6 protein-coding genes are annotated in these 11,754 nt (G+C 54.0%); 4 read left to right on the forward strand and 2 right to left on the reverse strand.

Annotated features, from left to right (window positions below; translation table 11 throughout):
* Positions 1–166 precede the first annotated feature (166 nt).
* Positions 167–6,370: a hypothetical protein gene (locus POG22_RS02640; RefSeq protein WP_498903478.1), complete on the reverse strand. Its 6,204-nt coding sequence runs from the start codon at positions 6,368–6,370 to the stop codon at positions 167–169.
* A 427-nt stretch (positions 6,371–6,797) separates the two neighbouring features.
* Between POG22_RS02640 and POG22_RS02645 the strand changes: the two genes are divergently transcribed.
* From POG22_RS02645 to cobT, 3 genes are all read left to right on the forward strand, one after another.
* Positions 6,798–7,514, forward strand: a complete 717-nt coding sequence (locus tag POG22_RS02645) for a Crp/Fnr family transcriptional regulator (RefSeq protein ID WP_017662298.1) — start codon at positions 6,798–6,800, stop codon at positions 7,512–7,514.
* Between the two features lie 13 nt (positions 7,515–7,527).
* Positions 7,528–8,160 (forward strand): DUF2232 domain-containing protein, encoded by a 633-nt coding sequence (locus POG22_RS02650; protein WP_223307637.1) that lies wholly within the window; start codon positions 7,528–7,530, stop codon positions 8,158–8,160.
* 324 nt (positions 8,161–8,484) lie between these two features.
* Entirely contained in the window at positions 8,485–9,639 is a 1,155-nt protein-coding gene (gene cobT / locus POG22_RS02655; protein WP_498903480.1) for a nicotinate mononucleotide-dependent phosphoribosyltransferase CobT, read from the forward strand.
* A gap of 130 nt (positions 9,640–9,769) precedes the next feature.
* Here cobT and POG22_RS02660 read toward each other — a convergent pair whose 3' ends face one another.
* Entirely contained in the window at positions 9,770–10,186 is a 417-nt protein-coding gene (locus POG22_RS02660) for a hypothetical protein (protein ID WP_017662295.1), read from the reverse strand.
* A 172-nt stretch (positions 10,187–10,358) separates the two neighbouring features.
* Between POG22_RS02660 and POG22_RS02665 the strand changes: the two genes are divergently transcribed.
* Positions 10,359–11,633, forward strand: coding sequence for an extracellular solute-binding protein (locus POG22_RS02665; protein WP_498903482.1), 1,275 nt, complete (start codon positions 10,359–10,361; stop codon positions 11,631–11,633).
* Positions 11,634–11,754 lie beyond the last annotated feature (121 nt).

The following is an 11,754-nucleotide window of genomic DNA, read 5'->3' on the forward strand; positions in this document are numbered from 1 at the left end:
GGGTTTGATAACTTTTGTGGTTGAATAGAAAATCAAGTGTAGATACGAACAAATACTTATAACCTATACTCTTATTGTCTCCTCTGTTTCCCGAACTGTCAAGGGGGCGATCGCGTCCAAAAAAGTTGTTTTAAAAAACAATTTCTCTAGATATCTCGGCGGCCGCTCAGCGATCGACCGCTAACTTCGCACTGAGGGGATCGCGGAGGCTTTGTCGAGCGTGGCGGGTCAGGAATTGGAAGTACTGACGCCAGCGGAGGCGTTGTTCGGCGTTAGAGCGATACGTGCGATCGCCTTCACGGACGAAGGCGGGAATTTGGCGAAGTTTGGCGTATTGGGGAAAGTCTCGGGACTCGGCGGTCAACCAGCGATCGCGAGGTGGGGTGGGAACGAGACCCGAGGGGAGTTCTCCCTCGAGAAACCGAGCGATGCGATCGCGGGTTTTGCGGGTATGAATCCCGCGTCGTTCGAGGTGACTCAACACCTCTTGTAACGAAAACGATCCCTCGGGACAGGCTTGGATCAACTCGTGGAAGAGAAACAAATCGCCGTACTGATGGCGTTCTAAAAACTCTCCAGAGGCGTCGGCGGAGTCGAAGGTTTCCCCGTAGCGAGGAAACAGAGCCAAACCGGAGGCGATTTCGCTCACGCCGGGGTGAACCGTTGGAGCATCGAGAAAAACGGCGTTGGGTAACTTGTAACGCAGCCAATCCGAGAGACTCGATCGCAGGAGCGGACGGCCGGTGCAGAGGACGCGATCGATCCCCTCAACGGAGACGCCAGCCACGCTCGACAGACGGTTGAATTCCCGATTCAGCCGTTCGAGCCAAGGTTGGAGAACGCGGCGATCGAGGGTTTGGCGTTCGACGCGATGGCGACGACCGTTAAACTCGAATTCGACATAATCGCTTTCGGCCAGAGCTGTGTTGATGTCCGCTGCGAGGTCGAGGAGTTGGCGGCCGGACGGCGAACGGTTGAGGAACTGTCGAAACGCGATGCGGTTTTCGAGGTCGGGGTCGCCGGGTTCGGGGAGGCGATCGCCGTCTTCGATCGCGAACTGTTGGGGTAAGTCTGGGTCGTTCTCGAGAACCGACTGTATTAAAATATCTTCCTCGAGGGCGCGATCGCCGTAGGGAAAACACCCAGAAACTAAGAGTTGGGAAACCGAACGCTCGGTTCCGTCGGCGAGGTTGGCTAAGGTTAGCGACAGTCCGTCCGTTCCCGCGACAGCGACGAATAGAGTTCCGCGACTGGGGGAGCGAGACTGGCTACCCTGTAAGTGAAACCATAGAGCGGCGATCGCGCGTTCGACGAAAAAGACGCGATCGGGACGAGGGGTGAGTCCGGCTTTCAACACTGCTTCTCGCAGGTTAAAGCGATACGCCTCCGAGGAGGTTGCGTTTTCCGAGAGGACGACGCCGCCGAGTTTGGGAAAGAGGGACGTGAGGTCGGGGACGTTTGCGGGGACGCGGTGAGAGGCGTCGTAAGGTCGAGCCGTCGCCACGCATTCTAAGAGCGATCGCCACGCGTCGCAGATTTCCGAAAGGGGAAGTTCGACGGTCTCAGACCACTGTACCGCTGGGCGATCGGTTCCGGTGTCGTCAGTCCAGGGTAAACCGACCTCAAGACAGGGATGAAACTGTTCTAAGCGAAGTTCGCTGTCCTCGCAGGGAGTTTCGATCGCCTCGAACCCGACCGTCCAACCTTCGCCACGGCGAACCGCCACTACCGGAAGCCGAAAGACTGGGGGTTGGTGGCTGTCGCGTTCCCACCCCAGCGGATAGAGGGACTGGGTTTGACGATCGAACAAAACCGCCGACAATCCCGTTTCGTCCCAATCGAGACCCAAATACCACGTTTGATGGTTGGCGTTTTCCAGCCAAATCGGTGGGGGAACGCTAACGCGGCGACGGGGAGGTGGGGGAAGTGGCGGACGCGGCGGAGAAACGGCGGCTTCCTCTAAGGATTCGTCCTGTAGAACGAAGGGATTGACGAACTCGTCGTCTTCATCGCCGTCGAAAAACGCCTCAGCCAGTTCGTCGAACACCTGTTCTAATTCCTCGATCGCCTTCTCGGACGTTCGTTGAGATGAGGGGGATTCCGAATCGAGGGCCCAGGCGATCGCGTCTTCGGGACGTTCGAGATCTTGAAGGTCGGCTTCGAGTTGATTTCGCGTCGTTTCGTCGAGATCGAATTGGCGGCGATCGCCCCCTGTGGCGAATTCCGAACCGGCGTCTTCAGGAAGTAAAATATCTTCGTCGGGGGCTAGCGTTCGGGGGGAAACCTCTTCGTCGTCGAGGTTTTCTTCAGTTGCAACGAGGGGTTCGCCGATGAGATCGGTTAACGCTGAAATCGTATCGGAACCCTCGACGACCGTTGCGGGTTCTGCGTCGTTGGCGTCCTCGTCTTCAGACCAAAGGAAAGGAGCGATCGCCGCCTCAGCTACGTCGCGATCGGTTTCGGTGTCGGGTTCTGCGTCGTTGGCGTCCTCGTCTTCGATCGCTTCGAGGTTTGATGGGGATTCGGGTGAGAACTCAGAGGCGGTATCCGGTACGACGTCGGTTGAGTTTTCCTGGACATCGTCGGCGAAATCTTCTTCAAAAACATCTTCTCCAAAGGCCGCGAGAATTTCGTCTTCTTCATCTTCTACGTCTTTGTCTTCTGCATCTTCGTCTTCTACAGACGCGGACGGTTCGTCAGGGGAGGACGACTCGAGGGGGTCTTCTTCTAATTCTTCTGTTAAAATCTCTCGTTCGAGCTGTTCTTCGTATGGAGTTTCGTCGTCGCTGAGGAGAGATGCAAACACCGCAAATTCGAGATCGCTTTCTGCTTCGGACGATTCGGATTCCGTCGTGGCTTCGACCTCGGAAACGGTTTCAGGTTCGGACAGATCACCTCGAGCGGTTTCGGTATCAAAGAGGTCGGACTCGTCTAAAATCTCTCGTTCGAGCTGTTCTTCGTATGGAGTTTCGTCGTCGCTGAGGAGAGATTCAAATACCGCAAATTCGCGATCGAGCTGAGTTTCTCCCTCACTTGCTTCAACGGTGGGAGATGCGGGGACAGTTTCGTCAAATTCTTCGGTATCCGAGAGGTCGGACTCGCCGAAAATGTCCCGTTCGAGTTGCTCTTCAGATTCCGTTTCCTCTTCTTCTACGGACACGGACGACTCGAGGGGGTTTTCTTCTAATTCTTCTTCTAAAATCTCTCGTTCGACTTGTTCTTCGTATTGAGTTTCGTCGTCGCTGAGGAGAGATTCAAACACCGCGAACTCGCGATCGAGTCGAGTTTCCTCCGTACTCAGTTCCTCGGTTTCTCCCTTACTTGCTTCAACGGTGGGAGAGTCGGGAACCGTCTCGTCGAATTCTTCAGTATCAAAGAGGTCGGACTCGTCTAAAATCTCCCGTTCGACTTGTTCTTCATCGTCCGTTTCGTCATCGCTGAAGAGAGATTCAAATACATCGAACTCGCGATCGAGCTGGGTTTCCTCCGTCGAATCGGATTCCACCTCAGTTTCGATCGCTTCTGTTGGCGACGACGCCTCCGTTTCCTCCAAAGACGCCGCGAACGCAGCTAACTCGGCTTCAATTTCCTCGTCCGTTTTCGCCAGCTCTGACTGTATCGCCTCAGAAACCTCTCCCGTGTCTAACCGTGGAGTCGGGGACGAATCGAGTTGACGCCGTTGCGAGGGTGGGGTGGGAGTTGGATGGCCGCGACTCGAAATCTGGGGACTCGAATCTTCGTCGTCGTCCTCCGCTTCGCCATCCTCGGAAATCGAAGGAGCGGTTTCGGGGTTCGACTCGAACAAACTGTCATAGAAGCGATCGAGCTGGCGATCGAGCGTTTGTGACCTTAGCTGTGACTGTTCCATCGACTGCTGAGCCGATCGGCTCAATTCCCGTTCGAGTTCGGCGGCGGCGTCTTCCTCAGACCAACGTAGCGGTGTTTCTTCGAGGCTCAACCAATCATCGTTTTCCGAAGATGGCGACGGCGTCTCCGACTCCAGATCCTCTTCAAAACTTTGCAGCAAACTGTCCTCGGCGGATTCGGCCGATTGCGGTTCGGGAATTAACGATTCGGGATCGGGAACGGACGGCGAAGACATGGGAGTCACACTTTCGCTTAACGCTGCGGATAAATCGTCGTTAACTGCCTCGCTCTCTTCTAGAAGTGGCGATGGAGAAAACTCCTCTTCTAACAACTCTAGTGCCTTTTCATCCGATTGTACGATCTCTGGGGGGTGGATGTCCGCTGGGGAGACTTCATCCGATGGAAGTGAGGTTATTTCTTCCTCGGCTTCAATGTCGAGAGGAGTTGTTGGGGTCGTTGGTTCTTCCAATCCCTCCGTCGTGACGACCTCGAGAACAGACTCAAACGGAGATTCGGGAAAAGATTCGACGTCAGAGGAGATTTCGTTTTCATCGTCCGGTTCGTCCCAAGGATCGCGGACTTCTACGGTTGACGTTTCGTTGTCCCTGGTGGGAGAAGCTGCGGCGGCTGGGGGATGGGTGGCTAAAAAGCGATCGACTTCTGACTCGATGTCGGCTTCGCGATCGGTGGTTTCTTCGATGTCATCTGTATCGAGAGACTCGAAGGTTTCGGGATCGACGTGAACGCTCGGACGATCTTCAGACTCGATCGCCGTTGAATATAACTCTTCTTGTTCTGTTTCTGGTGCGCGATCGTGTAGGAAGCGATCGACGTCCGACTCGAGATCGGTGTCGCCGTCCTCGTTCCAGGGTTCTAACTCAGCGATGTTTTCAGCGTCCGATCGCTCGGAGGCGTCTGCGTCAGATTCCCAGAAGGGTTCCAAGGTTTCGGAGTCCTCCTCCGGGTTTAAATCGTCGTCCAAATTTTCCCACTCTTTCTCTTCGTCGGAGGGGTCGATCGTAGAAGACTCAGCATCGGTCGTTCCGCGAAGTCCCGGCCAGTCGAAATCGCTGTCGCTGTCGTCGAGAACTTCGAGGTCTTCGGGAACCTTCGGTTCGACAATTTCCGGTTGTCGAGCGATCGCGTCCTCTTCTTCTTCAAATTCGAGGTCGTCGAGGGTTTCGTATTCGATCGATTCTTCGGCTGCGTCTTCAACTTCAACAGGCGATGTCGTCAGCGACGGGTCTTCAGAACTCTCGTCTTCCCACAGATCGCGAGTTAAGTCGTCGTCGGAATCGGAGGCCGAGGGTTCGGCGTAGTCTCGGATAAATTGCGGAACGGAGGAGGCGAAACTACTGTCGTCGTCGGAATCGGCCCAAACGTCGGGAAGTTCGGAGAACGCTGGCGACGGTTCGACTGACGGACGTTGAGGTTCGAGGTTCGGTTCGGGGGAAGGTTCAGGTGACATCGATGCGATCGGAGGGGGTTCGTCAGGGGATTCGGTGTTTTCAGCGGTCGCGAACGGGGAATCTGTTGGGATTTGGCGGGAATCTCCAACGATGTCGCTCTCGAGATCGTCTTCCTCGAGGGGAATCGTGACCGCTGTTGGAATGTCGTCCTCGGGTTCTGAGGGTTCGGAACTGTCGGTTTGGCTGGGTTCGTTGGCGAGACTCGACGGAAGAACGGGGGGTTCGGCGGCGGCGTGGAGTTCGGCGGCGGGACGCGATCCTTCCGGTAAACGGTGACTGAGTTCTTCCTCGAGGCGTTGGGTGAGGTGTCGAACTAAGGTCGCGACGATCGCTTCTCCCTGCTGGCTGATGTCGTAAATTTTCTCAACGCTGCGGGAGAGGGAATCTTGATAGCTTTGGAGGTTAGACAGAAGGCGATCGAACACCACTCGCATCGTCGAGTCGAGGGTCAGTAGCATTCGATCGGAGTCTGCTTGAATTCGTTGGAGGCGATCGAGCCGTTGTTGGGGGTGGAGTAGGGGAGCGACGGTTTCTGAAGGTTCGGGAGGAAGCGATGCGGCTTCAGCTCGAGAAAAAAATTGAGCTTCGGCCTGGGTTAGAGCGCGTGTCATCTGTCGTTCTAACGCTGCGTGGAGCTGTCTTTGGAACTCCGTCAAAACCTCTTGTACGGCCTGTTCTCGCTGAAGGCGTTCTTGTTGGAGAGATAACTGGCTGGTTTGCTGGCGTTCGAGCCGTTCGACGTTTTCAGCCAGGAGATCGCGCCGTTGTCGCAGGCGATCGAGTTCGAGTTGCAGCGGTTTGAGGAGAACGGCGTGCAATCCCGACACTTGATTCGAGAGGTTGGACTCGACGGAGGCCGCCAACGATTGCGTTTGTTCCTGGGAGGTTGCGGCTTCGAGCAACTCGTCGCGGGTTCGTTCTAACGTTTGTCGCAGGCGATCGGTTATGTCTGAGGTGTTCTCCTGCGGTAGCGTTTCGAGTTCGGACAATCGTCGCTCGATTTCTGAAAGCAGTGTGTGGGGATCGAAACTCACGGTGAAACCTCTTTTACAGTGAACAGCGAGCAGTCAACAGTGAAGACAGTCACCTTTTACAGTGAGCAGTCAATAGTGAGCAGTGAGCAGTGAGAATAGTTAACAGGTAACAGTTTCTCCCCATCTCCCTCTCTCCCTCTCTCCCCCTCTCCCCCTCTCCCCCTCTCCCTCTCTGAGAGAGACTCTCTATAAAAGTAAGAGTGCCATAGCTCGAGGCGACTCAAGTGTTAAGATTTCCGCAGTCCCAGAAACAGAGTAGAATTAAATTTACTGACTGGCGCGTTCTTACGCGACGGAGTTGGTAGGCTAAGGCAATCGAGGTGCGAAAACGCACGATAACCGCCAGTTTAAGGGAGCAACGATCGATACGCCGACCCGAGCTGCCCTAGAAGACACGATCTCAGATACAAAGATACATGACGACCTCATGGAAGACCGGTATCATCCTCGCGACGCGCATCAAAATCCCGAACTCGAACAAAAGCTCCGCTCGGCGCCGTTCTTCGCTGGTCTGCCCGAACGAGTCTTAGACGAGGCACTCGCCCACGTCGTCACCCGAACGCACCCGCCCAACCAAGTGATCCTGCTCGAAAACGATTGGGGGAGTTCGGTATATTTCATTCTCGAAGGATGGGCGAAAATTCGGACGTACAATTTAGACGGAAAAGAGGTCACGCTCAATATTTTGGGGACTGGGGAACTGTTCGGGGAAATGGCGGCGTTAGACGAAGTTCCTCGCTCGACGGACGTGATTACGCTCGCCCCGACCACCATTGGAAATATGCCCGCTCAAGATTTCGTTCATTTGGTCAAGACAGAACCGTTAGCGGGAATTCGTTTGGCGCAACTGATGGGTCGCCGTTTGCGCCAGGTCAACCGACGCTTGCGCCTGCGAGAGTCCGATAGTACCTCGCGCGTGGCCGATATTTTGTTGTTTTTGGCTGAAGGTCAAGGAACCCCCGACGAAACGGGCGGAATGGAAATTCCCAACCTCCCCCACCGAGAGTTGAGCAGTTTGAGCGGTTTGGCTCGGGAAACGGTGACGCGGGTGTTGAGTAAATTGGAGAAAAAGGGATTGATCGAGCGCGATCGCGAAACGATCGGCATTCCCGACGTGTACGCTTTAGAGCGGATGCTGACCTGACGGTTTTTAGTTGATGAGTAAGCCCGCACGTTCGCCGCTGGTGATGGTCGAAACGGCATTTCTCGCCAGTACGGCCAGTTTAATTTGGTTGATTAACTACTATTTTCCCCTCGGACCGCTGCTGCGGATCTTTTTTCCGGTGCCGATGGCGTTGGTATATTTGCGGTGGGGCGCTCGTGCGTCGTGGATGTCGGCGACGGTATCGGGACTGTTGCTTACGGTGTTGATGGGGCCGACGCGCAGTATTTTGTTTGTGGTTCCTTACGCTCTGCAAGGGGTGTTGTTGGGGGTCTTGTGGCGGCGTCGCGCCAGTTGGGGATTGGCAATTTTTCTCGGAATGCTGATCGGAACGTTCGGCGTATTTTTTAAGGTGTGGTTGCTTTCGATTTTATTGGGAGAAGACCTCTGGGTTTATTTTACGGTTCAGGTTACGGAATTTCTGAATTGGGTTTTCGATAAACTCGGCTGGTTAGTGCAGCCAGACTTATCGGTCGTTCAAGCGATCGCCGTGGTGATGATTCTTATCAACAGTGCGGTTTATATGCTCGTGGTTCATTTGGGGGCGTTGCTGCTCCTCGATCGCTTGGGGAACCCCATTCCTCGCCCACCGCGATGGATTCAGGTGATTTTGGATGTTGAAGATTGATAAGCGATCGCGTAAAATAATGTTGATAGAATGTCGAGCGATCGCTCGTCCCGAAACTCGCACGATAAATTGTTTTTAACATAAAAAAAATCAAGCGATTGACATAACAATCAAATGAAGTTTAAAGTTATCAAAATTAGATTGCGATCGCTAATTTAGCAGATCGAAGCATCTTCAAAAAACAGATAAAAATATATATAAAATCCCAAAATGAGTTATAGTAAATCGAAACAAAAATTTTTTTGAACCCTTTGTTTCTATTCCCTATTCCCTGTTCCCTGTTCCCTATCCCCTTAAAATTGCTATCAATTATCAATTATTAACGTGGTTCGAGTTTATACCCAACAGGAACGAGGACGAAGGTGGTTGGAGTGTTTTCGCGGTGCGAAACCGGCTTTCGCTTGCGTGTTTGGCTTTACGGAAACAGGACTGCTACCGGATATTTCGGCGGCCGGAAAAACCCCCGCAGACCGGCGTAAAACAGCTCTAGCAGACGCGGAATACCTCCTCGATGGCGGTGAAAAAATCGATCCTCGCTTTCCACTGCCTCCCTTGGCGGCGGGAGCCTCTCCTGCGGTGATTTCTCGGGCGGTGGTGCGGGGATTGCAGATGCCGACGTACCTGTTCGATGCGGGATTGCCCGAACCGCTGCCCGTTTCGACGAACCCCTCACAGAACGGGCGATCGCTCGATTTGGGGGGATGCGTCGCACGATGTCTGACGACGGGAAACGCCCTCGATCGCTCGGCGATCGAACATCTGTTCGAGGAAGGATTGAAATGGGGCGATCGCCTTTCAAACGTGGCGGACTATCTCGTTATCGGCGAGTGCGTGGTGGGGGGAACGACTACAGCGTTGTCAGTGTTGCTGGGGTTGGGATTCGACGCCGACGGCCTCGTCAACAGCAGTTATCCTCACTGTAACCACGCTCTCAAACGAGCGGTGGTGCGAGAGGGGTTGCGACGCTGGCAAGAACGAACGGCGGGAGAGGAAAGACGCGACTCGGCATTTTCGGCGGTGGCAGCGGTGGGCGATCCCATGCAAATCGTCGTGGCGGGAATGGCGATCGCCGCGAGTCGTCGCTGTGGCGTGTTACTGGCTGGGGGAACGCAGATGTTAGCCGTTTACGCCCTGGCGAGGGGATTGGTTCGGGAGACAGGGATGGCGTGGTGCGGCGATCGCGTGGTGGTGGGGACGACGCGGTGGGTGGCCGAAGATCCGACGGGTTCGACGGTGGAGTTAGCGCAACTCGTCGGGGACGTACCGCTTCTGGCGACGCCGCTGAATTTGTCTGCGTCGGCGTATCCGCAGTTGCAAGCTTACGAACGGGGATTTGTTAAAGAAGGGGTTGGGGCGGGCGGTTGTGCGATCGCCGCGTCTTTAGCAGGATGGCCGCACGATCGCTTAGTCAGAGACATCGACGCCACGTTTGCGCGACTCGAGCGATCGCAACAGTTGGCGAAAATGCAATTGTCGTGAAATTTAGAAAGCTCGAAGGACTCCACCGACGTTAAAAATCCCAGTGTGTGAGGCACACTGGGATCGAGAAAATCTGAAGTACTCGAGAAACACATCGCACGATTCGCACTTTAACGTTACGACAGTTCATCTAGTCGCGCGATCGCACTCGCTCGATTTGTGCGTTGTGATATGTCGCTTCCTGACGCGATAAAAGTTGTTCTTCCAAAGCTGCAATGCGATTGTAGGCAGCAGTCAGTTGGGCGGTCAGACGTTGAATTTGCACTTCTGGCGTCAACAGCGTTTCGGAACTGGAATTTCCGATTTCTAAATGGGAGCCATCTACAAGGACATCTTTATGTTCCATTAAGATTTCTAAGCCATCGGAATGACGATGAGTGAAATCCGAATCCGGCACGATCGCATGATGGTTTTCTTCACTTTTGGCCGTTTTCAAGGAATTTTCCGAGATAACTGAGGAGAGCGTGTGACTGAGGTGGTCGATAATCTCGTAGAGTCCGTCTATTTTGCGATCGAGCGTCAGGATATGGGTGTGTAGGGCGTCCATAAAAAAAGTCCTTGTTGTCTTTATTCCATCTCGTTTTCGATCTTAAAGACAAATATACGAAAAAGTAATTTATCTCTAGATTATTTAACTTTTGCTAAAAAACTCTATGTAAAGACACTTTCAGCGTTTCTTCGTTATTTTTGTAAACTTTACTTAACACTTCTTTCGATCGGTGCAAGTATCTGCACTCAAACGCTTCTGGCCGAGGATCGCAGAAGACGCTAAGCTAAAAAATGCTGTGAAGTGGTTGGGATGTTCGACCTTGTCCTGTTCTCGTCGTTCGGTTCTCGCGGGGGCGATCGCCCTGAGCCTCAGTCAACTCGTCGCCGGATGTCAAAGTTCGAACGGCGGCAAATTGACGGTTAAATTCCTCAAAGATGCCGTTCCCGCTCCCATGTTGGGAGAATTTCGCCGCCGTCTCGAAGCGGGAGTGAGGATCGAGCTGTCTTCGGTTTCTCGACTGTCAGAACTGTTCGAGTTACTCGTTCGTGCCAAGGCTGTTTCACAAGAAGAGACTGCCGAAGATTCGTCGCGATCGCTGCCGTTTTTCCAAAGACGAACGACGCCTGATGTTCCCGATCTCGCCCTAATCGGCGATTACTGGCTTCCTAAAGCCATTTCCTCGGAATTAATTCGTCCGTTAACCCCTCAAGCGTGGACGCACTGGGACGAACTTCCTCAATCTCCCATTGCTTGGCAATCCCTCGTGACTCGCAGCGAAACGACGGGCGATCGCGTTTGGGCTGCCCCTTATCGTTGGGGCAGTACAGTTATCGCCTACAACGTCGAAAAATTCGACGCCTTGGGATGGACGCCCACCGATTGGAGTGACTTGTGGCGTCCCGAACTCCAAGGACGGATCGCCCTTCTCGACAGTCCCCGCCAAACCATCGGTTTGGTCTTAAAAAAACTCGGTCGATCCTACAATCTCGTCGATTTAGCCAGCGTCACCGATCTCGAACCCGAACTGCGATCGCTTCACGCCCAAACACGATTGTATTCCTCGACGGCATACCAACAACCGCTACAAATGGGGGATGTTTGGGCGGCGGTGGGATCGTCACGAGACATTTTAGCCATGCCCCAGTACGGCAAACAGATCGCGGCAGTGGTACCGAAGTCGGGAACCTCTCTCTGGGCAGATTTATGGGTACGTCCAGCGAACGCCGAAACGTCAAACGCGCAAATTACCAAAGCGGTCGATCGCTGGATCGATTTTTGCTGGGACGTTCGTATTGCCCGTCAACTCTCGCTGTTAACCTTTGCCGCCTCACCGGCATTATTTGCCGAAAAGCGCACCGACTTACCGCAATCCCTGCAAGACAACGACGTTCTCTTCCCCGATACCGAGATTTTACAGCGCAGCGAATTCATCGAACCCTTCACCGACGAGGGAGCGATCGAGCAATACCGAACTCTGTGGGTACGACTGCGATCGGGGGGATGATGACAGTCACCAGTCACCAGTCACCAGTCACCAGTGATGACAGGGAACAGGGAACAGGGAACAGTCACCAGTCACCAGTCACCAGTGATGACAGGGAACAGGGAACAGGGAACAGTCACCA

The sequence above is a fragment of the Geitlerinema sp. CS-897 genome (assembly GCF_028368005.1).
GTDB classification, from domain to species: Bacteria; Cyanobacteriota; Cyanobacteriia; order Cyanobacteriales; family Geitlerinemataceae; genus Baaleninema; species Baaleninema simplex.

Excerpts from the sequence above, each read along its gene's own strand:
- POG22_RS02645 (WP_017662298.1), top strand. The coding sequence starts at position 6,798 with ATGGAAGACCGGTATCATCCTCGCGACGCGCATCAAAATCCCGAACTC.
- POG22_RS02660 (WP_017662295.1), bottom strand. The coding sequence starts at position 10,186 with ATGGACGCCCTACACACCCATATCCTGACGCTCGATCGCAAAATAGAC.
- POG22_RS02650 (WP_223307637.1), top strand. The coding sequence starts at position 7,528 with ATGAGTAAGCCCGCACGTTCGCCGCTGGTGATGGTCGAAACGGCATTT.